Annotated in this window: 17 protein-coding genes and 1 pseudogene; all 18 read left to right on the forward strand. The window is 54.4% G+C overall.

The features are described 5' to 3' along the window. Window positions 1-77: 77 nt before the first annotated feature. Window positions 78-520: pseudogene (locus ABD949_RS17890) on the forward strand (TonB-dependent receptor plug domain-containing protein); the annotation flags it as partial. A gap of 35 nt (window positions 521-555) precedes the next feature. Then, window positions 556-804, forward strand: coding sequence for an outer membrane beta-barrel protein (locus ABD949_RS17895; protein ID WP_345245436.1), 249 nt, complete (start codon window positions 556-558; stop codon window positions 802-804). Window positions 805-807: 3 nt separating this feature from the next. Beyond that, complete coding sequence (locus ABD949_RS17900) at window positions 808-933, forward strand: hypothetical protein (protein ID WP_345245438.1); 126 nt, start codon at window positions 808-810, stop codon at window positions 931-933. 500 nt (window positions 934-1,433) lie between these two features. Next, window positions 1,434-2,024: a Pvc16 family protein gene (locus tag ABD949_RS17905; protein WP_345245440.1), complete on the forward strand. Its 591-nt coding sequence runs from the start codon at window positions 1,434-1,436 to the stop codon at window positions 2,022-2,024. A 4-nt stretch (window positions 2,025-2,028) separates the two neighbouring features. Next, on the forward strand, window positions 2,029-3,216 hold the full coding sequence (locus tag ABD949_RS17910; protein ID WP_345245442.1) for a hypothetical protein: 1,188 nt from the start codon (window positions 2,029-2,031) through the stop codon (window positions 3,214-3,216). A 15-nt stretch (window positions 3,217-3,231) separates the two neighbouring features. Next, entirely contained in the window at window positions 3,232-5,289 is a 2,058-nt protein-coding gene (locus tag ABD949_RS17915; RefSeq protein ID WP_345245444.1) for a phage tail sheath family protein, read from the forward strand. Window positions 5,290-5,331: 42 nt separating this feature from the next. Then, window positions 5,332-5,763 carry a phage tail protein gene (locus tag ABD949_RS17920; protein WP_345245446.1) on the forward strand — a complete coding sequence of 144 codons (432 nt, stop codon included), beginning with the start codon at window positions 5,332-5,334 and terminating at the stop codon, window positions 5,761-5,763. Between the two features lie 17 nt (window positions 5,764-5,780). After that, window positions 5,781-6,248 (forward strand): phage tail protein, encoded by a 468-nt coding sequence (locus ABD949_RS17925; protein ID WP_345245448.1) that lies wholly within the window; start codon window positions 5,781-5,783, stop codon window positions 6,246-6,248. A 2-nt stretch (window positions 6,249-6,250) separates the two neighbouring features. After that, on the forward strand, window positions 6,251-6,436 hold the full coding sequence (locus ABD949_RS17930) for a DUF5908 family protein (protein ID WP_345245450.1): 186 nt from the start codon (window positions 6,251-6,253) through the stop codon (window positions 6,434-6,436). Next, window positions 6,436-7,128 carry a CIS tube protein gene (locus ABD949_RS17935; protein WP_345245452.1) on the forward strand — a complete coding sequence of 231 codons (693 nt, stop codon included), beginning with the start codon at window positions 6,436-6,438 and terminating at the stop codon, window positions 7,126-7,128. Before ABD949_RS17930 ends, ABD949_RS17935 begins: the two co-directional genes overlap by 1 nt. Next, window positions 7,125-8,870, forward strand: coding sequence for a type VI secretion system tip protein VgrG (gene vgrG / locus ABD949_RS17940; RefSeq protein WP_345245454.1), 1,746 nt, complete (start codon window positions 7,125-7,127; stop codon window positions 8,868-8,870). The genes ABD949_RS17935 and vgrG overlap by 4 nt, the downstream gene beginning before the upstream one ends. A gap of 77 nt (window positions 8,871-8,947) precedes the next feature. Then, window positions 8,948-9,235 carry a PAAR domain-containing protein gene (locus tag ABD949_RS17945; protein WP_345245456.1) on the forward strand — a complete coding sequence of 96 codons (288 nt, stop codon included), beginning with the start codon at window positions 8,948-8,950 and terminating at the stop codon, window positions 9,233-9,235. 61 nt (window positions 9,236-9,296) lie between these two features. Next, on the forward strand, window positions 9,297-9,737 hold the full coding sequence (locus tag ABD949_RS17950; RefSeq protein ID WP_345245458.1) for a GPW/gp25 family protein: 441 nt from the start codon (window positions 9,297-9,299) through the stop codon (window positions 9,735-9,737). 3 nt (window positions 9,738-9,740) lie between these two features. Next, the gene (locus ABD949_RS17955) at window positions 9,741-13,469 is read left to right on the forward strand and encodes a baseplate J/gp47 family protein (protein WP_345245460.1); all 3,729 of its coding nucleotides are present in this window, start codon (window positions 9,741-9,743) and stop codon (window positions 13,467-13,469) included. After that, complete coding sequence (locus ABD949_RS17960; protein ID WP_345245462.1) at window positions 13,462-16,485, forward strand: hypothetical protein; 3,024 nt, start codon at window positions 13,462-13,464, stop codon at window positions 16,483-16,485. The genes ABD949_RS17955 and ABD949_RS17960 overlap by 8 nt, the downstream gene beginning before the upstream one ends. A 13-nt stretch (window positions 16,486-16,498) precedes the next feature. Continuing rightward, the gene (locus ABD949_RS17965) at window positions 16,499-20,188 is read left to right on the forward strand and encodes a PKD domain-containing protein (RefSeq protein WP_345245464.1); all 3,690 of its coding nucleotides are present in this window, start codon (window positions 16,499-16,501) and stop codon (window positions 20,186-20,188) included. Window positions 20,189-20,190: 2 nt separating this feature from the next. Next, window positions 20,191-21,573: a contractile injection system tape measure protein gene (locus ABD949_RS17970; protein ID WP_345245466.1), complete on the forward strand. Its 1,383-nt coding sequence runs from the start codon at window positions 20,191-20,193 to the stop codon at window positions 21,571-21,573. 144 nt (window positions 21,574-21,717) lie between these two features. Next, a complete protein-coding gene (locus ABD949_RS17975) occupies window positions 21,718-26,970 on the forward strand; it encodes an eCIS core domain-containing protein (protein ID WP_345245468.1) in 5,253 nt (1,750 codons plus the stop codon). Window positions 26,971-26,975: the final 5 nt, after the last annotated feature.

Below are 26,975 nucleotides of genomic sequence, written 5' to 3' on the forward strand. Positions count from 1 at the left end.
GATAGCCGGTTAGTAGTAAGGGTCTCATAAAAGCGGTTGATTTTTAAGGTGTTCCATGCAACGCTCCCGCAAAACAGGTGTCGTTTATGGGCTATATGCCGAAAACGCTGGCACCTTTCCGCGTCGTAAGCGGCCAGGTGGTCGAACTGGGCGTGATCAAACTCAACCAGGCCGTTAAGAATTTAGCGGAGGTGACCGTGACGGAACAGAAGATGCTGTTTGAGGAAAAGTCGGACCGGATGGTGTACAATGCCGAAAAAGACATCAGCATCAAGGGGGAGACGCCACCGATGTGCTCCGGAAAATTCCGTCGGTCGCCGTCGATATTGAAGGTAATGTGCAGCTTCGGGGCAGCGCCAATATCAAAGTACTCATCAACAATAAGCCCTCCAGCGTCATGGCCCGCAGCATCTCGGAGGCCCTGAAACAAATCCCGGCCGACATCATCAAGCAGGTCGAAGTGATTACCTCGCCCTCCGCCAAATACGATGCCGAAGGGACGGCGGGCATCATCAACATCAAAGCGCCGAACTGAAGACCCGGAACGCCGACTGGATGTACCGCTTCAACCTGAATTCGAGCGTCGATTTCGGCAAAGGCTTTAAGGCCCAGCTCTTCGGTTTCTATAATTCGGCCAGGGTTACGTTGCAGGGTAAGTATGGCGCTTTTGGCTTTTACAACATCGTTGTTCAGAAAGAAATCCTGAAGAAAAAGGGAAGCATCGGTTTTGGATACGACAATCCGTTCAACGAGACCATCCGGTGGAGTAACCAGTTTGTCGGCCCCAATTTTTTGCAAGTCTAGGACATGGCCATGTACCGTCGGGGCTGGCGGCTGAACCTCAAATATGAATTCGGGAAAATGAACGGCACTCCACGGCAGAAGAAGCGGATTAATAATGACGATAAAAAAGCCGGTGAAGGCAACAATTGACCGGGTTAAGTAGGATGCTTATTGCGTTACGGGGCCCTGATGTTGAAATCGGGCCGGGCTGCGCTATTACCGGTTCAGGTGTATCATTAAAGAGCCAACTGCGTAAAACGGTTTATCGCCTTTACACACATCGAACGTATGGTTGACCAGGTTAGTCCCGACCTCAGGGTAGGCAATAGTAGCCTAAACGCTTTAAGAAAACTTGCTTGTATCCCCTCGCCGGTTGTGACCTGTTTCTGTGAAATCTGCTTAAATTATTTACCGTTAAATAATAACATACAGTTTAATTTGTGTTTATTTATTCTACAGTATACTTTTTCCAAGCTTTTGAAAACTCATTAAAATTCTACCTTTTCGGCCTGCGTCCTTGTCTGTCGGATAACGCAGCTTATAAGTGTTTTGCCCGCTTACTTATCTGTGTGAACGCATCCTTAACCTGATGCGCTTTTATTCGGTACGCGTTTTCAGTTGGTTATCACCCCATTGCCAAGCGTAACCTAATGATAGATAAAGCATTGGTTTTCCTGGAAAAGGAGGTAAACAATTACTTCGATGCCCGGTTTGGTCCCAGTACCCAGAAATGGGTTACGCTGGGTAATATTGCCAAACTGGACGATGGCAGTAATGGCGGAGGAGGAGGCAACGACAACAACGCCCGCGCCATGCTAAGCCTGGTGAATCTCGAAGAAGACCGCATTGCCAAAAATCCGGAGAACTTCTTCCGTACCGCCGATGGTATCGCCTACCGTAACCCCAGAATTCTGCTGAACCTGTACGTGCTGTTTTCGGTGACGATCAGTAATTACGTACAGGGGCTGCAAACCTTATCGTTTATTATCCAGTGTTTTCAGAGCAACCGCGTGTTCGAATCGGCCACTTATCCGCTGCTCGACCCGTCGCTTGAAAAGCTTACCCTTGATTTATACACCCTGAATTTTGAACAGGTAAATCACCTTTGGAGCACGCTCGGCGGCAAATACCTGCCCTCGGTTTTGTATAAAGTGCGCATGGTGGGTATAGAAGATCTGGATAAACAGGTGGGAGGTGACCTGATTCGGGAAATCGTGCTAACCGAGAAACTAATTCAGTAAGGCCATGCGCTACCGGGAGCTATTTACCGTCGAGGTGCTGCACGACTACTTTGCCGACCACAAAGCCAGGAGCATCCTGTTTACGCCCACTCCTGACTGTGAAAAGGTAATGACCGGGGCTGGGTTGAGAATCAAGTCGTTCGGCAATAAGCTTTACGTGATCGTCCGCACGGAAGATGATCTGGAACCGTTTCAGCCGCTCCCGCAGCCAGGTTTGCTGAGCTTCTACATGCAGTCGGGTGATGGTGACTTTTTTCAGTATAGTAATCTGCCGCTCAACGGGGCATCTGGTAGCCGGTTCTATTTTCAGAATACCGAAGCGGCCGTAGTGGATGGCATAAAGTACCTGCACGGGCTACACCCGGTATTTGATAACTCAAAGGCTTATACCGTCGGACAGTTTGTGATGAGTCCCGCTGGAGAGTGCCACGAGTGCCTGGTCAATCTGGCACCTGGCACGTCGTCGCTGGGTAATGCTGCGCACTGGCACCAGGTGGGAAAGGTCGCCTATGTCGATCAAGCCCATAGTCAAACGTTTACGGGAACCGTAACCAACGTGCCTGTAAGTCCGGCCGCGGCCCAGGTAACGGTTGAGGTGTTTGGGCGAAACGATACCGACCTGCAACTTAACCAGCTTCGGCATAGTCAAACGTGGGTTTACGAGGCACCCGTATCGACACAGGCTGTATCCTTTGCCGGCTTACCCGAAGGACTGTATAAACTGCGGATAAACGGCGTCGACCACCTGCGCTATTATACCGCTGACCGGCTCTCGGCTGATAACATCGGACTAATTCAGATTTTTACGAATGATACCGTACCGGCCGATTACCGGCTGCTGGACGCGACGGGGCAATTTCGGAGCCCGGTATTTACCATCCGTATGGCACCCGTCAGCCCACTTTGGCAATATGTGGCCCGCACGGGTGCGGTAAAAAAAGTGTATGACGAAGCGGCCGGTGGTATCGAGTTTGAACCGGCGGGTAGGTTTGCCTTCCGCAGCAAACTACCCGTACGTTTACAGGAGAAGCCATACGACAAAATTGCGCTGGAGTTCAATAGCTCCGACCCGCTGGACCCGGCCCAGAAAATAGATATTAAAAAGCTGAGTGTGCCGGGCTACCGCAACAAGCGAACCGTCCGGAAAGATGATACCGATTATCCCATTTCCGAAATCTATCTCAACTACTAACGCTGACAAACCACCATGGCTACCGTCTACAAAACACCAGGGGTGTACGTGGAAGAAATTCCGAAACTGCCGCCTTCGGTGGCGCAGGTCGAAACGGCGATTCCGGCCTTTATCGGCTACACCGCCAAAGCCGAGAAACTGGGCGAAAATCTGCTGATGAAACCTACGCGGCTGAGTTCGTTATTGGAGTTTATGCAGTATTTCGGGGGGGACAAAATTCCCGGCGATATCGATGTGGTGGTGGATGCTGCCAACAACTACGCTGTGACCGAGGTAACGGTAGCCAACACGGAGCGGTATTTCATGTTTGATGGCCTGCGTACGTTCTTCGACAATGGCGGGGGCGACTGCTATATCATATCGGTGGGATTGTTTGGTGCGGCACCGGCCATCGGCGACGATACCACCGGTTTTCAGGGAGGTTTACGGGCGTTGGAGAAAATAGACGAGCCAACCTTAATTCTGTTCCCCGACGCCTGCCGGATGGTGCTGAACGCCGATGACCCCAACCTGTATTCACTGCAACAGCAAGCCTTGCAGCAGTGCGCCAAACTACAGGACCGCTTCGGCGTATTCGACCTGAAAGAGAACCTGACGGGCCCACTGGTAAATGCCGACGCGAATCAGGAGAATGCGGTGACTAACTTCCGCAACAACATTGGCATCAACAACCTGAAATATGGCGCAGCCTACACACCCTGGATCTATACAACCTACCCGCGGGACGTTGACTTTAACACGTTCAGTGGGAATGTGACCTCGGGTGGTAGTCCGGTCGATTTAGGTACCGTCACTTCAGACGCTACGTTGAATGAGCTGGTATCGGTAACAAATCAGGCGTTTACTCAAATCACCAACTCGCAAACCATTATCAACAACATTCGTCGGGCTGACCCGGCTACGGGTAACCCCGATGGTACTGGTAGCGACAGTGTCAGGACGATTAAGGATAAATTCGCCGAGTTCAAGCGGGCCGTGGATACGGCTACCGACTCGGCCGGAGCTAAAGCAGCGCTGGATATTTTAATGAACTTCAGCCGGAAATCGTTGCTGGCGTTCCAGGCGTTGAGTACGCAGTTTACCGGTGAGTTGCTCAATAGCCTGAATGCCTACGCGGCCTCGCCGACACTCTGGCGGGGCAGTGCGGTGGGACTAATTGGCATTGACAAGAATACCGATGTGCTGGCCCTGACCGAGGAGGCCGATGTACCAGCACTGTACCCCGCCGTTAATGCGGTCTGGCTAGGTCTGGCCGATGCGGCCGCGGTTGCCGCGTCTACCAAAGACTATGGTGACTCGGCTACGGTGGCCAATCACCCGGCTATGGGCCGGCTCATTGCGCTTGATGTTCAGGCCGAATTTGATAAGCTGGCAGCCTTTGCCGAATCTATAACCAATACCGTTAATACCTACAAAAAGACGGCCCAGGATAATCTCTACGAGCGGCACACCATCATCGGCAACATCGTCAAAAACATCAAGAAAGAACTGAGCAGGATTCCGCCCAGCGGAGCCGTGGTGGGGGTATACGCCCGCGTCGACAACGCCCGCGGGGTATGGAAAGCGCCGGCCAATGAAAGCCTGAATTCGGTGCTGGGGCCGTCGGTGAACATCAGTCACGAGGAGCAGGCTAACCTGAACGTTGATGCCGTAGCGGGCAAGTCTATCAATGCAATCCGGGCCTTTACGGGTAAGGGTACGCTGGTGTGGGGTGCCCGCACGCTGGCTGGTAACGATAATGAGTGGCGCTACGTGAGCGTAAGACGGTTCTTCAACATGGTGGAGGAAAGCTGCAAAAAAGCGACGGAGCCGTTCGTATTTGAACCCAACGACGCCAACACCTGGATCAAGGTGCAGGCCATGATTGAGAACTTCCTGACGAATCTCTGGCGGCAGGGGGCGTTGCAGGGGGCCAAGCCCGAACATGCCTTTTACGTAGCAATCGGCCTGGGCAAGACCATGACGGCGCTGGATATTCTGGAAGGGCGGATGATTGTGGAAATCGGCATGGCCGTAGTGCGTCCGGCCGAGTTTATCATCCTTCAGTTCTCCCACAAAATGGCCGAGTCTTAACGTATTCACTTTTAACTCATCACTCCTAACGCTTAACTGAGCATGGCAGCAACCTACCCTTTAGCCAAATTTCACTTCCTGGTCGACTGGAACGGCAGCAAAGTTGGCTTCACCGAAGTGACCGGCCTCGATATGCAGGTGGAGGTCATTGAATACCGGGAAGGCAGCAGTCCCGAATACTCCAAAATCAAGATGCCGGGTTTGCAGAAATACAGCAACATTACCCTCAAGCGCGGTACGTTCAGCGGGGATAAGGAATTTTATGCCTGGATGCGCACCGTGAACCTGAACACCGTAGAGCGCCGGGATGTAACTATCAGCCTGCTGAATGAGAACCACGAGCCTGTTATCACCTGGCGGGTGCGTAATGCCTTCCCGGCCAAAGTACAGGCCAGTGACCTGAAAGCCGATGGTAACGAAGTTGCCATTGAAACGCTGGAGCTGGCCCACGAAGGATTGACAATCGTGGATTGATAAAAAATTGAAAGTGTATGGCCGAAGCAAACAAGCCCGTAGCGGGTGGGTATTATCCGCCCGTAGGCTTTCACTTTCGGGTGGTGTTTCTCGGGCTGGGCAACGACAACGACCAGCGGTTTCAGTCGGTGAGCGGATTGAACGTGGAGTTTGACGTGGAGACGGTTAAGGAAGGGGGTGAAAACCGGTTTGAGCACAAGCTGCCGGGCCGGGCCAAGTACCCTGACTTGTCGTTGAAACGCGGACTGCTTAAAGACTCCAGCGTGATTGCCTGGTGCCGCAACGCGCTGAAGAACCGGGAAATTGAACCGGCTACGCTGGAAGTCAGCCTGCTGAACGAGAACCACGATCCGCTGATAACCTGGAAAGTATTTAACGCGTGGCCGCGCAAGTGGAGCGTGAGCGATTTCAACGCGGGTGAAAACGCCGTCGTGGTCGAAACGCTCGATCTGTGTTATAGCTACTTCAACGTTGAAACGTCCTGAGTATGCCCGTTGAGATTCGTGAACTGACCATTAAGGTGAGCGTTAACCAGCCGCGCCAGACCGGTGGGGAGGGAAGTAGCAGCCAGCCCGCCGACGAGGGGGCTACTAACCAGCCGTCGTCTGATAAAGTGGTGGCTGATGCCGTAGAGCAGGTATTGGAAATCCTTAAATATAAAGAAGAACGCTGATGCCCGCCGGACAACTCGAGAAGCTGAAAATAATTGGTTTCAAAGACTCCACCTACAATGACCCGCCAGAGGGCATGGAGACCTTTGAAGCGATGCTGAACCCTGAATCCTACACGCTCGACTATAAAGTGGAGTACCAGGATGCGCAGGGGCAGGGTGCCAGTACGGCACAGCAACGGTTTACCGTCAAGAAACCGGAAGAGTTCTCGTTTGAACTGCTCATCGACAGCACCGGTATTGTCGACAATAATCCGCGTGAATCCATCGAAGACGACATTATCAAACTGCGCGACCTGCTGCTGAAGTACGAAGGCGACATTCACGAACCCAAGCATTTCAAAGTCGTGTGGGGTAGTCTGCTGTTCAAAGGCCGGTGCACCGGGTTGAACATCAACATCAAGTTGTTCAACCCGGATGGCAAACCCATTCGGGCCATATGTAAAATTAGTTTCAAAGGCAGTGTGGAGGATAACCTCCGCACGGCTACTGAACGTCGGCGCTCGCCCGACCTGACCCATTACCGACTGGTGAAAGCCGGCGACACACTACCCATGCTTTGTTACCAGATTTACGGCCACTCTGGCTACTACCTCCAGGTAGCGCGGGTGAATAAACTGGCCAACTTTCGACAACTGGTACCCGGTCAGGAACTACAGTTTCCACCGCTTGAGAAAAACACCCCTGTGCGATGACCGACCAGCAAGTCATACCCAGCAATCAGCCGAAGTCGGTAGCAACGTTCACCGTGCTGAGCGATGGCGACCCCCTGCCCGATAGTGTGAATGTGCTGAGCATGGTTGTGAACCGGGAGGTGAACCGATTGTCTTCGGCTACGCTTATTATTCAGGATGGGCAGGCATCGCAGCAGCGTTTCTCGGTGAGCAATGGTGAGCAGCTCATACCCGGCAGGAAAATTGAAATAAAGGCCGGGTACCGCAGCGACGAGGAAACCATCTTCAAAGGCGTGGTCATCCGGCATAGCATTAAAGTACGAAAAAACGTGTCCCTGCTGGTGGTGGAGTGCCGGCACGAAGCGGTGAAGATGACGACCCAGCTTAGTAACGATTATTACCACGACCAGACCGATCTGGCCGTAGCGGAACAGTTGGTGCAGAAGTACGGCCTGACCGCCGATGTGGATGGGGATACTCCGGCGCATAAAGAACTGGTGCAGTTCAATTGCACCGATTGGGATTATATGCTGTGCCGGGCCGAAGCCAACCGGTTGTGGGTCGTAACCGAGGACGACAAAGTAAGCATCAAGCCACCCGATTTTGAGCAGGAGCCGGTGCTGTCGGTGCAGTTCGGGGCAACGGTGAAAGAACTGGATGCGGAAATCGACAGCCGGTTGCAGTACAGGCAGCTCAAGGCAGTAGGGTGGGACCCGGCCGAGCAAACGCTGATCGACGGCGTAGAGGCTACTATCCCGCCGGTTCCGGCGGCCGGAAATCTGGCGGCCGATATATTGGCCAATGTAACCGGTAGCGAGCCGTGGCAGTTGCGCCACCCGGCCCTGCCCGAACCCGAACTGAAAGCCTGGGCCGATGCGGCTTTCCAGAAACAGCGGCTGAGCAAAATTCGCGGGCGCGTCCGTATCGACGGTACCCCTGAGCCGGTACCCGGCAAAGTTTTTCAACTATCCGGAGCGGGCGAGCGCTTTGAGGGCAAACTGATGATTACGGGTGTGCGCCATCAGTTGGAAAAAGGCAATTGGGAAACGATTATGCAATTCGGCGAAGATCCGAAATGGTTCGCGCAGACCTTCAACGTTCCCCAACCACTTTCGGGCGCCCTGATACCGCCGGTGCAGGGGTTGCAAATCGGCATTGTTACGGACCTGGAAGACCCGGCGGGGGAAGACCGCATCCGGGTGCGCCTGCCTATGGTAAACGGGGCCGACGATGGTGCCTGGATGCGTATGGTGAGTCTGGATGCCGGTAAAGAACGAGGGTGGGTGGTTCGGCCCGAAATCGGCGATGAGGTAATGGTTGGGTTTCTGCTGAACGACCCCCGGCATGGCGTGGTGCTGGGTATGGTGCACAGCAGCAAAAATCCCGCGCCCATTCCGGCCAGCAACGACAATCACGAAAAGGGTTTTATTTCCCGCAGCGAACTGAAGGTACTGTTCAACGACGAAAAAAAGACAATTACCTTATCAACCCCGGCCGGCCACCAATTTATTCTGGACGATGACCAGCAGCGAATTACGCTGAAAGACAGTAATGGCAACAAGCTGGTGATGGACCCCGACGGCATAACGGTAGAGAGTATAAAAAACCTGACGTTGAAAGCGGCCAGCAACACAAAGCTGGAAGCGGGTGCCAATGCCGAGTTGAAAGGTGGGGCACAAATGAAGGTAAGCGGTGGTGCCGGGGCCGAACTGTCGTCCGGAGCCAACACCGCCGTAAAAGGGGCAATGGTGCAAATCAATTGATAGGTTCAGGTTCCAGGTTTAAGTTCGGAATGCACAAACCTGAAACCTGGAACCTGAAACCCGGAACCTATAGAATTATGGCTCAACCCGCTGCCCGGCAAGGGGATATGCACGTTTGCCCGATGGTGACGGGCACGGTACCGCACGTGGGCGGACCTATTATGCTGGGCTGCCCGACGGTGACTATCGGGGGTGTACCCGCAGCAAGAGTGGGTGATTTAGTCAGTTGTGCCGGGCCACCCGACAGCATTGTGGCCGGATCGGCAACCGTAACCATTGGCGGTATGCCAGCCGCCAGGATGGGGGATCCTACCGCGCACGGAGGCTCAATTCTGTTGGGCCATCCAACGGTGCTGATCGGATAGGTTTTATCGGACGTTTAGCCTTGTACCTGTTTCCAAACAGCCTTAAACTTCATACTAAACAATGGCTGCGAACGACTTCATTGGTAAAGGATGGAGCTTTCCACCGAGTTTTAATCCAGCCTTGCCCGGCGTGGAAATGACCGAACAATACCTGGATATCCAGCGAAGTCTGGAGATCCTGCTTACCACGCGCCTTGGCGAGCGGGTAATGCAGCCTAAGTACGGCTGTCATATGGAAGAACTCTTATTTGAAAGTCTGAATACGGGGGCAAAGACGCTGATTAAAGACCGGATTGAAACCGCCATTCTGTATTTCGAGCCGCGTATTGAAGCTAAGAGGATTGAGGTAGACGATTCACAACAGAATGAAGGCGTCATTTTTATCCGGATTGAGTACCTAGTCAGTGCCACCAACAGCCGGTTCAACTTTGTCTTTCCGTTCTACCGGAATGAAGCCACCGAAATGAATATCCTGACCACTAACCACCCGCTTGCCCAGTAATCCATGGCCGACTGCAGTCAACATAAAAATCCCCTACAGCGCAGTGGCACCAGCCAGAGCGGGCGTAGTCTGCCGGCGCTTGATCCGCTGTCGGCGCCGGTGGTCGATAAAACCCCGGCCGACTGGATGGTGTGGGCCGCGCAACTGGCGCAGTCGGTAAAGTATTATAACCTGATCAACGAGGTGAGTGGGTCAATGCAGCCCTTCTTCGGAATGGACATTGCCGCCCGGCTGGCTCACTTGACGACTCATGCCCCCGATACCCTGCCCCATTTTTTTCGGGAACAGTTGAACATCCTTTACGAAAACGATAACGCGTCCAACGAATCCCTTCTGAAGCAAACTTTTACGGGTCTGTTCGATGTGGTGTTTTCGTATGTATATGCCGTTGACCAGCAGTTGCGCTACACAACCGAGGCCGAAGATTTTGCGTTTCAATTACAGAATCACGCCCGTCAGCAACTGCGCTCCATCACCGAACGGGCACTGGCTTACTATAAAGGTGCCAAAGCCGAAGGTTTGCTCGAAGCCGGCTCAAGACTTGGTCTAACGATTTTTCACCAGCCTGTAGCCACGGCCGACCTGGTTTTGGGGCAGGAATTCGACGCCGGCCGATGGGCTTTGGGCGCTACCTGGTCCACCTGGCAGGCGAGTGTAGCGGCCGACACTACCTTGTTTGGTACGGTAGCTGTTACGGTGGCCGGGAAAATTCAGCAGGCCGCTCATCATAACTTTTTCACCGGCCTGCTCGACCAGGTCAGTGCCTCATCAGCGTTTGTCGTAGCCCTCGCGCAACAGGCTATTACCCGAATGATCACCGACTGGCCGAACCATCAGCCGCACTACACGCTGTTTCTCACCCACGTTCATCTGCTGGAAGCGACCCGCAAGGCCATGAATGGTCTGACGGGCCGGCACCTGGACTTTTACTACGAGCGGGTGTTGCGTATGCGCCGGCAACCGGCACAGGCCGACCGGGCTTACATGGCACTGGAACTGAGCAAGACCGTAACGAAATGGGTGCTGAAACAAGGCACTTCTTTTGTGGGAGGAAAAGACGCTGCGGGTAATCCGATCCTGTATGAGTCGGTGCGGGAAACGGTGCTGAACAAAGCCGTTGTAAAGCATCTCATGGCCGTTTACGCAGCCGATGTTACCGATAACTTGTCGGGCGTGATAAACGAAGGCCGTCTGTTTGCGGCTCCCGTAGCTAACTCCGCCGATGGTATTGGTGCTCCCTTATCAACCACGCTTAAGGAATGGCATCCCTTCTATAACAAAACTTACCAGAATGGAACGCTTCAAGCCATTAACATGCCCAGGGCGCAGATTGGTTTTGCGGTAGCCTCGCACTATCTGCGCCTGAAGGAAGGCAACCGGCAGATTACCTTACGCTTCGACCTCAGCACCGATAGTGCACTTACCGGTAAAGAACTCGACCTGTGGGTAACTGCCGAAAAAGGCTGGTTGCCGATCACGAGTACCGTAGCTATTCAGACCAGCTACCTGAAAAGTACCGCCACCACGGCCGCCCAGGTGAGTTTCACCGTGCCGGGCGACCAACCCGCTATAACGCCGTATAATCCAGGCGTACACGGCTATTCGCTGACGACTACGGAACCGGTCGTAAAGATGCTGCTGCGGCATACCGATAGCGTGGCCTATGCGTATGCCAGTCTGTCCGATGTGCAGATTTCGCAAGTAGAGATTGAGGTAACCGTAGGGTCGGTAAACGGTACTTACGATACGGGTGGTCTGAAAGATCTGGAACTGCATAACGACTTTGGGCAGCTTAATCCTGCCAAGCCCTTCCAGCCCTGGGGACCGGAACCGACCATTGGTAACTCGTTTATTGTCGGCAGCGATGAAGTATTCTACAAGCCCGGCGCAACGATACAGCTCAATCTGGAATGGAAAGACTTGCCGGCCGATGCGGGAGCCATCGATTTTGATTACTACAGCGGCAGTTTGGATTACGGTACCACCGACGGCCCGTCGTACTATCCAGCCTGCACCATAGCGGCCCTTGAAAAAGGCCAATGGATTCAGAAAAGCAATAGCAGCTATCTTTTTGCCGACAGCGCCGGGAAGCCGTTGCCGACCGATACGGAAACAGTCGCGTTAAGCACAGAAGCCGCTTTCCTGGGTAAAGACGAGCCTTATCCCGGCTATTCGGCTAACTCTACGAAAGGCTACCTGCAATTCAGGTTAAAAAATGATTTCGGCCATCGCAATTACCGGAGCGCGCTCACGTACTACCTGATCGAGAAAGCGAGGGGGAACACGAGCCTCAGTGAGCCGGTGCCGCCGTATCAACCGGTGCTGCAGTCCCTGTTTCTGAGCTACACGGCCAGTTGTCGGTCCAGCCTGAACACGGCTACCGGTTTTGATAACCGCCCGTTGCAGTTCTTTCATCTTGCTCCCTTTGGCGAGGCCGAACAACACGCGTCAATAATACCCGGTAATCTGCGGTTGCTTCCGCCACTGGCGGTGACCAGTCCTCCTTTTAAAGCGCAGGGTGAACTGTACATCGGTCTGGAAAACGGGCAAGGCGGAGATACCGTATCCCTGCTGTTTCAGCTTATGGAGGGCAGTGAAAATCCCCTTCAGGAAAAGCCCGAGCCGCATCTGAGGTGGTACTATCTGAAAAATAATGTCTGGACAACCCTTGCTAGCAACCAGGTGGGCGATAATACAAGTCAGTTGGTTCAGTCGGGCCTGATTGACATTACCCTGCCGACCGATGCGAACACCACAAATACAGTTATGCCGTCGGGGTGTATCTGGCTAAAGGCTAATGTGGAGCATATGCCCGATGCCGTAGCCAAAATCATCGGTATTCATCCAAACGCGGTGGAGGTGGTTCGACGGATGGAATCCGTACTGCCTACCGAGCTGCCGCTGTTACCGGCGGGAAGTATCAGTAAGCTTCAGACGCCCGACGTGGCTGTGAAAAAGGTCATACAGCCCTACGCGACTTTTGGGGGTAAGCCGGTCGAAGGCGGAGTCGCGTTTTATCAGCGGGTGTCGGAGCGGCTTCGGCATAAAAACCGGGCCATCACCATCTGGGATTACGAACACCTGGTGTTGCAGGCGTTTCCGGAAATCTACAAAGTGAAATGCCTGAACCACGCCAGAATTGCGGGGAGCGTGGCGGAGGGGAACCTGGAGTACAACGAGGTGGCACCGGGTCACATCACCATCATCACCATTCCAAGCCTCCAGCACCGCAACGACATCGACCCCCTGAAACCCTATACCAAAAAGAGCCTGCTCCGGCGTATTGAAGAGTTCCTGCGGGCGCGGACGTCCTGTCACGTAAAGCTCGCAGCCGCCCAGCCACAGTTTGAGGAGGTGCGCGTGGCCTGTACGGTGGTGCTGACCGACGGCTACGAGGATGTGCTGTATTACGGGCAAACCCTGCAGCAGGAGGTCACTCAGTTTCTGAGTCCGTGGGCTTACGGAGGAGCAAAAGATATTGAGTTCGGCGGGCGCATTCACAAATCGGTACTGATTGACTTTATTGAGGAACGCCCCTACGTGGAGTACCTGACTAATTTTCAACTCTTCCATACACCCGGCGAAGGCACCACAGAAAGCAGTGATGTAGAGGAGGCAGTAGCCTCAACGGCGCGCTCTATCCTGGTATCGGCGGCTGCCGTGCGGCACCAGTTTTCTGTCCAGTTAAAAGCAGCCCTTATACCCCAGCCCGACCCTTGTCCTGATGAATAACGCGCCCACCATACCCAAACACCCAAAGCTAAGCGAAGCAGAAGACTATACCCTCCTGCGCCAGCGGGGTATTGAGCTGATTCAGCAATTAGGGAGCGCGCTCTGGACCGACTACAACATTCACGACCCCGGCATTACACTGCTAGAACTGCTCTGCTACGCCCAAACCGAACTTGGCTATCAACTGGGCTTTTCCATTGAAGACCTGCTGGCGCTGTTCCCCGGTCAGCAACTTAACTTCGATGAGCAGACGTTCTACACCGCCCGGACCATGCTGACGGTTAACCCGTGGACCACGAATGACTTTCGCAAGCAGCTCATCGACCCGATGGGCGTGCGAAACGCCTGGCTGGAATGCAGACAGTGCAGTTGTGATTTTACTCTTTACGCCAATTGCCTCAAAAGCGTATTGCAGTACGAAAAGACGGAGCATCCGGTGCGCATTAGAGGGTTCTATGATGTGTTGCTGGAACTGGACAGCGATGCAGTGAACGGCGACCTTAACAGCGGAAAAGTATTCAACCGGCTGACGTTTGTGTCTGGGGGACTATTCACCAACGCGACGGTGGAACTGCGCTTTCCGCCCTGGCACCAGGCCGCAGCGAGCATCGACAAGTTCTCATCGTTTATTAAACCAAAGAGCTTTCTGGAACCAAACGGCATTACCATCGTGTCCATCTCGGGTAATCCGCTCCAGACCGTCGACGTGCCGGACGAACAGCTCTACAAGGCGTTACGTAATCCGCTCTACGCGACGGTAGAGATAAGCTTCCACGCCATTGGCGGAGCACCGCTGCAAACCACTACCTTGAAAAACGTACCCTTGAAGGTATGGTACCGCAACGACGAAGACCGCAAAGCCATTACGGTAGCGCAACTCCGGGCCATGCTGGCCGATACATCAAAGCTGAGCGTGGTGAACCGTTATCTGGCGCAGTTAAAGGCAGCCGCCGGCGTAGTTGAAGCGGCTACGGTCGCTCTGCACCAGCACCGCAACCTGGCCGAAGACTACTGCACCATCAGCACCGTTCCGGTGGAGGACGTTGCTGTTTGCGCCGACATTGAGATGAGTGCCGAGGCTGATATTGAAGCCGTACTGGGACAGGCTTATTGGCTCATTGATCAGTATATGAGTCCAATCGTGCCGTTCTATACCCTGCAGCAGCTACTCGACCGAAATACGCCTGCCGAAGACATCTTTCATGGACCGAAGCTGAACCACGGCTTTATTCTGGATGCCGACCTGGACAAGGCGCAGCTTAAGACTAAACTGTTTACGTCGGACATCATCAACCTGCTGATGGATATACCAGGTATTACGGCCGTAAAGAATATTACGCTGGCTCGCTACAACGCCGTCGGTAAACTGGTCGAATCACAGCCGTGGGAGTTGGCTGTAACGCCCGGTCACCAGCCACGCTTTTACATTCACGCGTCGAAAGTACTGGTGTACAAAAACGGGCTGCCATTTCTGCCCGACCCTGATGAATTAAACGATACATTACTGCTCTGGAAAGGGCGTAATGCGCAGAACAAGCTTATTCAGCCCCAGAACGACTTACCCGTACCCGTAGGCGCCTACGTAGACCTGGAAACCTACTATCCTGTGCAGTATGCGCTGCCCGAAACCTACGGCGTGGGACCGCACGGGCTACCTAATCCGGTCAGTGATGCGCGCCGGGCGCAGGCTAAGCAGCTAAAAGCCTATCTGCTGGTGTTTGAGCACCTGCTGGCCACGTATGTACAGCAACTGAACCACTTCCGCGATCTGCTCAGCATCAACCCGGCGGTGCAGCATACCTACTTTGCCTACGTGTTTCGGGAGGATGTACTGGCAGGAGTTGATAACCTCTACAACAGCGTTACCGAACAGTCATTGGTAAATTTACTGGAAGACGAATCCGGCTTTGTGCGTCGGCGGAATGGCTTTCTGGACCATCTGCTGAGTCGTTTCGCCGAGAGCTTCAGCGACTATACCCTGACGCTTTACTCGGCGATGGGTTCCCACACGCGGGCGGGGGCGGAGTTAATCGGCGAAAAAATAAGTTTTCTGGAAGCTTTGCCTTTTATCTCGACCAACCGGGCGCGCTCGTTCAATTACAAAGATGAGACCACCGTTTGTGATAGTCGGAATATCGCCGGCTTGCAGGAGCGTATCCGGGTACTGCTCGGGCTAAATGGGCTGGCATCGTCTTTCTCCTACGTGACCACCGGGAACGCCACTACCCGGACGTGGGAGGGACATTGGGAACTGAATGATGGCAACACCCTGCTGCAAAGCCCACCGGTAACCGATCAGCCAACCGAATATGCGTTGCAACAGAAACTTTATCAACTAAGCCGTAAAGCGGCCGAGGTGCTGGCTGACCCGGCTAGTGTGGTGGTGGTTGAAGCGGAGCCGGGCGTTTTTGCCGTGCACCTTAAAAGGGGAACAAATACGCTGGCTCATACACCCGCCACCTTTGGTACCCTGGTTGATGCCGATGCGCACGCGCAACTGGTCCGAAACCTGGTGGAGCGCATCCAGCGGGCCGAGCAGATTTACGTGGTGGAGCATATCCTGCTCCGGCCGCATAACCAGCCTTCGACGCTCATCAAAGACGGCGATCCGCTATTACCCATTTGCATCGGTCCCGATTGCCACCTCTGCGGGGAAGAAGACCCGTACTCGTTCCGCATTACCCTGGTTCTGAACGGCGAGCAAGGGCTGGCGAACGGGGGAATTGCCTTCCGGCGGTTTGCTGAGAAAACCATCCGCCAGGAAGTACCAGCGCATCTGGGCGTCAAAATTTGCTGGGTATCTGAAGCACAGCTCAAAACCTTCGGCGGCCTGTGGTGCGACTGGCTCGCCGAACTGAGCAAAGCCGAGCCCAAACCGTTGCCGCTGAGCCAGAAGCTCAAGGCGCTGCTCGACGAATTCACAATCCTGAAGAGTGTGTACCCCAAAGCCACCCTGCACGACTGCGTGGATGGTGATGACGAAAACCGTGTGTACCTGAACCAGACCGTTATTTAAACCGCTGACTACCATGTTTGCCACCATTCCTACCCGGTTTCCTGAGTTCGTGGCCGACCAGATTCTGACCGCCCAGAACCTGCAGGACCTGTTTAACTACCTCGATGAGCAGGAACGGCTGACCCGCACTAACCTGATCGGCATTGGTATCGTGTGCGGGCTGGAGGTGTTTGTCTCGTCACCGGGCAACGCCATAACCATCACGCAGGGCGTGGGAGTTACGTCGGCGGGGTATCTGGTGGCTGTACCGCAGCGCACCTACACGTTCTTCGGCGAGTATAATGCGGAAAAAGACCGCTACTACGATCGGTTTGTCGACCCCACTACCAAGAAGCAGCGCATTCCGATCTGGGAACTGGCGGTGGCGGGTACACCGGAGGCCAAAACAGGTTTAGATCAGAGTTTTCTTAAGGATAAGGTGGTGTTGATTTTTGTGGAACTGGTTGAAATCGGCAACAAGAACTGCGACCCGGACTCCTGCGACGATAAGGGCATCACGGTCGATGTAGTGTTCCGGCCTCTGCTGGTGGAAGAGGCCAACGTGGCGGGTCTTATCGGTGCCCTGAACGGCGATGACCCATTTAAAACCGGTAAACCCTGCGTGGGCTGGGCTGAGGTGAAGATGCCCCGCTACAACGTGCCGGCTACCACGCTGCCTGACTCAGCCAGCATTTTGAAAAACTACCTCATGCTGCTGAACGAAGCTTTTTTGCAGAAGATAGAGAATACCCTGACGGCCGCTTATGCGACCCTGCAACTGATGGTAGCCGCCGACTTTAACCAGAATCCATTCACTGGGTTGACGAATCGGTTTGCGTTTCTCTACGATGGTAGTCTGGGGGTGCCGCAGGTACTGAACGTGCAGTACTACTACGACTTTTTCTCGGACCTGCTTCAGGCCTACGACGAGCTGCGCCTGACCTGTCAGCGCCACGGCGCTGTCTGCTGCCCCGACGAAAACCTGTTTCCCCGGCACCTGCTGCTGGGCGCTGCGTTCAACTCCGCTACGACGTACCGGCATTACTTTCTGCCCTCGCCGGCGCTGGGTGATTCGTACACGCTGGTGGGCGAATTGCGATTTTTGTTTGCCCGGCTGGTGCAGTTGGTGCGGTCGGTCGATATTCCGGCGGGTGCGGGTAATGGGCAGATTCGGAAGGTGCCGATTGTGATTACGCCCAGCAAACTGGGCGATGTTCCCCTGTCGCAAAAGGCCATTCCGTACTACTACGACGTGCTGAAAGACCCTGCCCTGTTCGATGGCTGGAACTTTACCAAAACACAGAACGGGAAGGGGAATACCAACCTGAGCTACCACGCGCAACAGTACAATGCCACCGACGACCACGTACGCTTTCCGCTTCGCTATGAGTTGGAGCCATATAACTTTTTTAGAATTGAGGGACATATCGGTTTGCCGTGGCAAACGGCGTTCCGGCAGATTTACCAGCTTAAACAGCAGCACCGGCTGGCGTTCGATGTCGTAGCGCTGAACGGTGACTTTCGGTCGTTAATTGCCCTGTTGCAGCAGAGCCTGAATAATCTGGGCAAGGTGCTGGCGGAGCAGCCCGAAAAATGGCGACAGATACTCTGCTATTTCAACGACATCGAAATGCAGTACGATATGCAGGCCGCCGAACTGCGCTGCACCTTGGGTAAAGTAATACGGTTCCTTTACGATCAGCCATTTGCCAACCGACAGGGCGATAACAACGATACACCGGTTTCGCAACTGCTGCGCAAGTTCGACCCGAATTATAAAACCAAGCGCGAAACGCTGGGCGAAGCCTTCGACCAGTGGTACCCAACCGTAAAAGACCAGCCGTACATCACGTCGGCAGTGATGCTGCAGAGCAGCGTCATAACGGGTGCAGCCGCGGTGCTAAGTCCGCTCAGTATCATGTACTACCTGGAGAAAATTCACGAAGCCCTGCCCGATGGTATCATTCAGCTAAATATTACCGACCTGACTGCCCGCCTGCAGGATGCGTGCGTCATCGCGGAGCGACTCATTGACCAACTGCTGCAACAGGATGCAACGGGTCAATCCCGCACTAACCCCGAACTCCTGCTGCACCTCAACGCCGTCGTGCGCGTGTGTAAAGGTTCAGTGATGGCGGAACTGTACCGTAATTTCCTCTTCCGGTTCTACCTGTTCATGGCCAACCAGTCGTTTGCCATGTTTTCTTTCCTCAACAGCGGCATTCAGCACAAGGCTGGTGTTCCCGTAGGCGGAACTTTCATTCTGGTTTACCACGACGCGCTGCCGCAGCGGAATGGAAATACCAACATTCGGGATATACGGGGTGAGCTAACCGCAAGTTTTCGGGGCAGCGATACAACATCAGGCCGAGCCGACTCAGATCGGGTAGCAGAAGGTCCGGAGCGGATACAACTCACCAATCGAACAGCCGCCAGCCGTACCGCATTTGCGGACATTAAATCGGTCAAGGAGACGGGTATTTTCTGGCTGACGCAACTGATTACCGCCCGCAGCAAAGAGGACGAACTAACGGATAAGGAACTGCTTGAAGTAGTGGCCGAGATACAAGACGGTGTAGTCATCGCTGACTTTTACCTGCCGTACGTCTGTGCATCGGAGTGTGCTCCAATGAGCTACATTGTGCTGGGTGAAGATAAAGGTCAGGAACCACCTGTCCAGCTCCGCATCACGCTGGAACCAGACCAGTTCTGCGTTATCGACCGGAAGGAGTATCCCATTACCGTCAGTCCGGCGGGTGGTGAGGTAAAAGGTGAAGGCGTCAAAAAGAACGCAGACGGTGCGTTTGTGTTTGTGCCGGCAACGGTTAACGTGGGGGCCGATGCTTCAAAAGCGGTGACGCTGACGTATGAGCAGGGTGGACAATCGGTCACCACAACAGTAACGGTGTTTCTCATGCCAAAAGCCGATTTCGACAGCCAGCCGGCTACGACTTCGCCGATGGCTTTGCGGTTTATCAACCGGAGTCAGTTCGGGCAAACGAATGAGTGGAACTTCGGTGATGGCGGCACGTCTACAGCAGCCAACCCGACGCATACCTACAGCGCTGGTGGAACCTTCTCGGTTACGCTGAGTGTAACCAATGGTCCGTGCAGCGATGAAACGAAGAAGGAAGTGTCAGTGCGGGAGCCGGTAACGCTGAAGTGTACGGACCTGACCATTTGGCGCGATGCATTCGCAAAGCTGAACAGCCAGCCGGCCCGCGTGCTGGCTCGATTCCGTAACGCCTTCCCCGGCTTTGGCGCCGTGTCTGACGCTTTTGGCCGGGTAGACCAGCTACTCCCCCGTCCGCAGGACGAACAGCAGCGCGAACTCGCCCAAATTATGCCGCCACCGGAGATCACCCGCTGGATGCGCGAGTTAACGGCAGTTATCACCAATCCAGATCAGGTAGCCGTTCGTCCGCTGGCGCTGGAGTTGTTCCGCGTGCTGATTGGCGTGGTTATGTTCTTCTCCTGCGTGCAGAAGAATGATATTGACAAAGAACCAGTACCAACCTTCGACTTGTGGGCTGTAATGACCGACGGCTTTATACGCTCCTGGCAGAATGCAGCTGCTAACTTCACCCCGGCCGAGCGGGAGATTGTAGCTAGAATGATTGACGATGCTAAGGCTGAGTTTGAACGAACCGAGCAGCAGGAGGTAGCCAAGCGCCGGTATCTGGAGATGCTAAAACGATTGATCGATATTCTGAATAGCCTGTAACCATGACCAACCGACACACCATCGGCAAAGCCCGGATTGAACTGCAACTGCCCGACACCGCTCAGGCGGATGTGAGTACGGTACGGGAATGGTGTGTGTCGGTGTTGCTGGAGGACCTCGATGGCGTCTTATCCACTATCTGCGGCCCAAACGAGGTAATGCAATTAGTCCGTTTGTCGCTGGTGTTAACGCTGCCTGCGTGGGAGGGGGAGCGATCGACCGCAATCCGCGAGGCACTCCAACGTCAGATTCGGGAGCAGGTTGAGCAGCAGGCAGGTCAGTCTTTTACGCACAAAGTAACACTGGCGGAACATCGTGCCAATACGCTGCTGCATTATCTCCAGCACGGTACGCTACCGACTCTGCTCACCGAGGCAGGGTGGAGCGAATGGCGGGAAGGCGTACAGCAACAGGCGTTGGCTGACCCCTGGTTTCAACAGCGACTCGCAGCTGTACTGACCAGCGAAGTCACTTTCCGGCGGTGGTGGCAATTCACGGGTGAGGAATTTCAATACCAGCTACTCGACCAGTGGGTACCCATAACGGGCTTGCCGTGGGCGCTTTTTACGGAGCAACTTGCAGCGGTTCAAAGGCTTTCGTTTACAAATACGGTTGAACTGCTGCAATCCGTGTTTCTGGTACTGCATCACAATTGGGTGGTTCGCCATGATTCGGCGCAGTTCCTGGCGCAGTGGTTCAATAGGGTACCTTTCGCTGTTTTTCGGCCTCAGTCGGTGGAGCTGCTGATAGGTACATTACCCAATCCTTTGCGCCAGCAGGTTTTGTCGCTTTTTGACCAGCTTTCAGAAGAAAGACTACTTAGTCCAGAAGACCAACCAACTGGGACTTTGCGTAGTAAAGCGCGAGCTACTGAGCTGGACACGCACCTGGCGGAGGGTATTACCGTCGCCAATGCCGGACTGGTGTTGCTGGCTAATTTTCTGCCCACGTTTCTGGAAAGGCTGAACGAAGTATCCGATAACCAATTGCGCCACCCGGGGCGAATGCCCATGCTGCTGCACTACCTGGCCACGGGCGAAACGGAGGCACCGGAATGGCAGTTGCTGTTCCCTAAGCTGCTCTGCGGCCTGCTACCCGCCGATACGTGCGACCATAGGATAAAGGTGACGCAAGAGGTAGCGCAGGAAGTACAAAATCTGCTACATTCCGTTATTGAACACTGGGGCAGGCTCCGGAACACATCACCCGCTGGTTTACGCGAGGCATTTCTGCAGCGCACCGGTCAGTTGACGGTAGAAGATACAGTGTACCGATTGACGATTAAGGAAGAGACGCTGGACGTTCTACTGCAATTTGTTCCCTGGTCCTTTCGGTACGTACGCCTGCCGTGGATGCCGAAATTATTAGCAACGGAATGGGCATAAGCGCCCCAGAAGGCTATGTTTTCAACGGCCGAAAAAACAACGAGGACCACTGCTACGCTGCACCGAAAAGCGGAAGGAGGGCCTTTTTTCGGCAAAACCCATACCACGGAACCTGCCCTCACAACCCAATCTTTTTTTGCACCTGTGCGTGTTCAACCCAAATTGAGCGTGAGCACACCCGGCGATGTGTACGAACAGGAAGCCGATACCACCGCCGACCGGGTAGTGCGCATGCCGGAGACTGCGTTCATTGGCACTTCCCCCGCTGAAGCGCCCGAACTCGCCCGGCAGGCTATAAATGAAGAAGAGAAAGAACAGGTACAGGCCAAGGCAGAACCGCTGACCATCAGCCGTATGGCCGACGAGTATCGGGAGGAAGAAGCCGTTCAGCCGAAGCGAATCAATACTTTGCAGCGGTATGAAGATCAAAACGCTGGCTTTTTATACGATGCAGGGCCGGACACCTTCAACCAGCCGGCTATTCAGCGCAAAAACATAGCTATTCATCCGTCCGACATTGTGCAGCGCAGTGGGCGGGGCTCCCCGCTCGTCAGCCAACAGTTTGAGGAAAGCCTGCATAATACCTCATCAGGCGGAAACCCCTTACCCCAGTCAACCCGGAGCTTCATGGAAGACCGCTTCGGGGCTGACTTCTCCGGGGTGCGCATCCACACGGACGTTTCCGCGCAACAGATGAGCCGGGATATTCATGCCCATGCCTTTACCCACAGCAATCATATCTACTTTAATAGCGGGCAGTTCAACCCAGATTCCTCCACCGGCAAAACCCTGCTGGCCCACGAACTGACCCATACCATTCAGCAGGGAGCCAGTCCCGTAGCCCCGGCCGTTACCCCCAAACACCAGTTCACAAGTATTCAGCCGAAGTCCATTCAGCGGCAGGAATCAACGGTGTCCCAGCTTAACCAGGCCCTCCGTTTCGCTAAAGCCGAAGAAGGAAAGGTGAACGCCAATGCCGAGGGGCCAGACGGCTACCGACTGGGCTGGCAGCGGTTGCTCGAATACTTCAAAACCGCAATGGGCGAGGATAAGGTCGTTAGCGGCTTCGGCAGCAGCGGCTACGAGCAGGGTACGGTCAGTGAGCAGTACATCAAGAAAAAAGATACGTATAACGGCCAGGTAGCCAACCAACCGCCCGACGTGCGGGCCGAACGCGACGCCATGCCAAGCTGGTGCGGTATTTATGTGTTCTGGGCGCTCAATAAGGGAGGAGTACCCATGCCGAAATGGACGCTTGGTGGCCGCGCCGTTACCCCGGAAGCTGCCTACCCGCCCGGCCATATACCCAAGCCGGGCGACATCGCCTACCGCAACCAGAATTCCCACTATGCGCTGGTCGAAAAAGCAGATGGGGCCGGCCCAAGTGCCAACGTAGTCACCCTTAACGGCAATACGGCTGGTGAGGATAACCTCGGAGCTCAGGTGCAGACGCGCACCCATCCGCTGAGTCAGTGGACGGGCTTCTTTAATCCTTTAACCCTCATGGAGGGAGAACTGCGGGATGCCGAAGGGGCTGAAAAAGATACCAAAGCTCGCTCGCTGAAAGAACTGCGCAGGGACAAATTCAGGGTGCAGCGCAAAGAAAGTGAGGGTAAGGACCCAGAAACTGAACTGGTGCAGACCAGGCCGGACCTGAGCGCGTGGCATGTCACGCCCGACGGACACCTGCAGCGGTCTGAAGAAGGTCCGCAGGAGGAAGAGTCGGAGGAACTACAGCGCTCGGCTGATAGTCCGCAGGCCGAGCTTGCGGATGAAACTCCGGTCGACGAAGACGAGACTGTGCAACGTAAAGCTGCTCAGAAGGCCTTTATCGTGCAGACCCGCGCCGAACTAGCCGCCCGCATACGGAGTACCCCGGCCGGGTTGCAACTGGTGCAGGCGTCGTGGCTCGGCGATGCCTGGGATGCCGTTACGGGTATAGCCGATGAAATTGCCGGATGGATTGAAAAGGGAATCGACAAAGCCAAGGAATTCGTGCTGGAAAAAGTCCGGGATTTCGTCATGGAAATCCGCGGCTACAAACTATTGCGCTATATTCTCGGCTACGACCCAATTACCGGCGAAGAGGTTGTTCGCAATGCCCGGACCCTGCTGGATGCCGTACTTGATTTAATTCGACTACCCGGTGGTAGTGGCGGTGGCGTGGTCCGGCGCGTGCTCGATTACTTTAATGCCACTGACCCGGTAGCTAACTGGCTGCTGTCAGCGGTAGAACGGTTCATTGAACTTATCAAGGGTATTGGTGCAAGATTCGAGCAATTCTGGGATAGCCTCAGCCTTGACGATGTGGGCGATCCCGGTGGCGTAATCGACCGGGTAGCCGACCTGTTCAAAGGCATCATTCTCGACATCCTCAGTTTTGTGGCTGAATGCGCGACTACCTTCCTCACCATGGTGAAGGACGTTGCCATCAACTTTGCGGTCGATTTTGTCCGGAATCATTTCCCGAACGCCTTCGAATTACTTTGTCTGGTGCTGGGCGAAAATCCAATCAACGGCGAGCGCGTGGAGCGTGACGGAACCAATATTCTGAACGCCGGACTAAAAGTGCTGGGTGCGCGTGGGGAGCAGATTAAGCAGCAGATGATTACCAACGGTATCTTCAAGCGTTGTGCGGATTGGATAGACCGGGGTATCAGCGTAGTTACCGAATCGGTAAGTGAGATCAAGAATGGCTTTATTACGCTCTGGAACACACTCACGTTCGACTCGCTCTTCCACCCCATTGATACGTTCAATACGATTGTGGATACGTTCCGGCGGCCGGTTACCCGCGTTACGGACTTCATCTACGACACCGTTGTTGAACTGCTTACCATTTTAAAAGATGCCCTGCTGGGACGCCTGAGTGCTTTTGCGCAGAACACGCGGGGGTATTACCTCATTACGGTTATTCTCGGACGCGACCCGTTCACGGGTAAAACGGTGGAGCGCAATACGGAGAATCTCATTCACGGCTTCCTGAGCTTGATGGAAGGGGGCGAAGCGCAGTTCCAGCAGATGAAGGAAAGCGGTGCCATCGACCGCATGACGCAGAAGGTCACGGCGGCTGTGAAGCGGCTAAACTTCACCTGGGATTATATCGTCGGGCTGTTTACCGGCTTGTGGGAGTCGCTCGACTGGACCGACTTCCTCAACCCGATCGGCGTATTCCGGAAGGTTGTGGGCACGTTCCTGCAGCCCGTCCGGCGACTCGTGGCCTTCGTGGTCGAGATTATCAAGATTGTGGTCGAAATACTGATGATCGTCATGAACTTCCCGATTGACATTGTCAGCAGCATCATCAGCAAGGTTATTGCCCTTTTCGATACCATCAAGCGCGACCCGATTGGCTTCCTGATGAACCTGCTGCGGGCCATCAAGCAGGGCTTTATTCAGTTCTTCGATCACATCATCACGCACCTGCTGAACGGCCTGGCCGACTGGTTCTTCCACCAGTTGCGCGAGCTGGGTATTCAGCGGCCAACCGACCTGAGCTTCAGGAGTATTCTCAAACTGGTTATGGAGATCCTCGGCATCAGCCTGCAGCGGATTATGGATAAGGTGTGGAAGAAGCTGGAGGAGAAGATCGGCAAAGAGAAAGTCGCCAAAATAAAGCTGTGGATCGACCGGCTCGAAGGTATCTGGAAATTCATCAAAGACGTCATGGAACGCGGACCGGTTGCCATTTGGGAGTACATTCAGGAGCAGTTGAGCAACCTGTGGTCGATGATTGTGGACGCGGCCAAAAACTGGATTATGGAGCGGATTGTGAATGCCGTCATCGGTAAGCTGCTCAGTATGCTCGACCCAACGGGTATCATGGCCGTTATCAACAGTGTCATTGCCATTTACCGGGCCGTGCAGTCGTTTATTGCGTACCTGAGGGAGTTGCTTGAAATCATTAACTCGTTCGTCAATGGTGTGGCCGAAATTGCCACAGGCAACATCAAAGTAGCCGCCGACTACCTGGAGCGCACCGCTGCGAGCGGTATACCCGTCATGATTGGGTTCCTCGCAAACCAGGTGGGTCTGGATAAGGTGGCCGATAAACTGGTAGAAGTTATCGGAATGCTCCGCGAAAAAATAGATAAGGCGGTTGACTGGCTGGTAGACAAAGCCGTTAGTCTTGGCCTGCAGTTTCTGGAGAGTCTGGTGAGCCTGGGTAAGAAGGCCCTGAGCGCTATCAAACGCTGGCTCGGCCTGGAAAAACCGTTTGAAGGTGCCGACGGGCAGCCGCATAAACTGTATTTTGCCGGTAGCGAAACCAGCCCGGTGCTGATGGTCCGCAGTAACCCAACAGCCTATGCCAGTTTCATCGATTTGGTTGATGTGGGTACCGATGAGAAAAAAGTGAAGGCAAAAGGCGAGGCCAAAGGCATTGCGAAACAGATTGACGACAAACGCCAGGAACCGCTGGACGGCAAAACCGAAGAGGAAAAAGAGAAGAGTAAAGAGACAAAACTCGCCGACGTTGAGAAGCTGCTCGCCGACCTGGCTGTGCCAACGGCCGTGCTGTTCGGAAATGCCGCAGCTGCCGGGGAGCCGCAGATTGACAACACTGTCCAGAGCGCCGGATTTGGTATTACCATGAAAGCTGTGCGGCTCAATAAGCAGCAGAAGGTGAAAGGGTCACCGCCTACAGCGTCGATGCTGCCGGCGTATGTGACGCTAAACAACCGCCGGCAGGCCGGGGGGGCCAGCTATTACGTAAAAGGGCACCTGCTGAACGAAAACATCGGTGGGGAAGGTAAATGGCCCAACCTGACACCACTGTCGCGGGAGGGTAACTCAAATCACGAAAGCGAAGTTGAGTCGCTGGTGAAAGCGGCCGTCAACTCCGGTGCCGTGGTCGAGTATAACGTCACGGCGGTGTACGGCTACGGGAAGAATGCGTCCAAAATCCCAGCCGATGATCCGATGGCAGCCGAGAAACTGAAGATTGTCCAGGAAGAGGTAAACGTGCCGACGCAACTTCAGTGTGAAGCGTATATCCTGGAAAACCAGAACGGTACGTTCGGGCGGAAACAGGCCATTGTGAATACATCCGTGGAGAATCCGGTAGGACAGGAGGCCAACACCTATGTGCTGGAGGGTACACCCGCCCGGCCGACCATCTACCTGAACGAAGCGTCTACCAGTGTGCTGGCAACCATTGAAGGGCTTGACAGCTCACTGGCCGATAAAATCAGGCTGGCGCACGAAAAGAACAGTGAACTATTCGGTAAGTCAAGGTTTACGTCGTATTACGAACTCAGCGATGCCCGCAAAAACAATGCGTTTCACCGCGTGTTCAAGACGGAAGCGGAGCAAAACAAGATTATTGCCCTTGCCGATGTAAAGTATGTGAAGCTATTCCGGGGTACGTCGGCGGCTACACCGGGACTGATGACCTAAGCAAA

Source organism: Nibrella saemangeumensis (assembly GCF_039541915.1).
In the GTDB taxonomy this organism is placed as follows: domain Bacteria; phylum Bacteroidota; class Bacteroidia; order Cytophagales; family Spirosomataceae; genus Nibrella; species Nibrella saemangeumensis.

Bases quoted from the DNA above. Each gene is read 5' to 3' on its own strand.
- ABD949_RS17955 (WP_345245460.1), top strand. From the start codon at position 9,741: ATGGCCGACTGCAGTCAACATAAAAATCCCCTACAGCGCAGTGGCACC.
- ABD949_RS17970 (WP_345245466.1), top strand. From the start codon at position 20,191: ATGACCAACCGACACACCATCGGCAAAGCCCGGATTGAACTGCAACTG.
- ABD949_RS17950 (WP_345245458.1), top strand. From the start codon at position 9,297: ATGGCTGCGAACGACTTCATTGGTAAAGGATGGAGCTTTCCACCGAGT.
- ABD949_RS17935 (WP_345245452.1), top strand. From the start codon at position 6,436: ATGCCCGCCGGACAACTCGAGAAGCTGAAAATAATTGGTTTCAAAGAC.
- ABD949_RS17910 (WP_345245442.1), top strand. From the start codon at position 2,029: ATGCGCTACCGGGAGCTATTTACCGTCGAGGTGCTGCACGACTACTTT.
- ABD949_RS17960 (WP_345245462.1), top strand. From the start codon at position 13,462: ATGAATAACGCGCCCACCATACCCAAACACCCAAAGCTAAGCGAAGCA.
- ABD949_RS17905 (WP_345245440.1), top strand. From the start codon at position 1,434: ATGATAGATAAAGCATTGGTTTTCCTGGAAAAGGAGGTAAACAATTAC.
- ABD949_RS17945 (WP_345245456.1), top strand. From the start codon at position 8,948: ATGGCTCAACCCGCTGCCCGGCAAGGGGATATGCACGTTTGCCCGATG.
- ABD949_RS17965 (WP_345245464.1), top strand. From the start codon at position 16,499: ATGTTTGCCACCATTCCTACCCGGTTTCCTGAGTTCGTGGCCGACCAG.
- ABD949_RS17900 (WP_345245438.1), top strand. From the start codon at position 808: ATGGCCATGTACCGTCGGGGCTGGCGGCTGAACCTCAAATATGAATTC.
- ABD949_RS17925 (WP_345245448.1), top strand. From the start codon at position 5,781: ATGGCCGAAGCAAACAAGCCCGTAGCGGGTGGGTATTATCCGCCCGTA.
- ABD949_RS17915 (WP_345245444.1), top strand. From the start codon at position 3,232: ATGGCTACCGTCTACAAAACACCAGGGGTGTACGTGGAAGAAATTCCG.
- vgrG (WP_345245454.1), top strand. From the start codon at position 7,125: ATGACCGACCAGCAAGTCATACCCAGCAATCAGCCGAAGTCGGTAGCA.
- ABD949_RS17895 (WP_345245436.1), top strand. From the start codon at position 556: ATGTACCGCTTCAACCTGAATTCGAGCGTCGATTTCGGCAAAGGCTTT.
- ABD949_RS17920 (WP_345245446.1), top strand. From the start codon at position 5,332: ATGGCAGCAACCTACCCTTTAGCCAAATTTCACTTCCTGGTCGACTGG.
- ABD949_RS17930 (WP_345245450.1), top strand. From the start codon at position 6,251: ATGCCCGTTGAGATTCGTGAACTGACCATTAAGGTGAGCGTTAACCAG.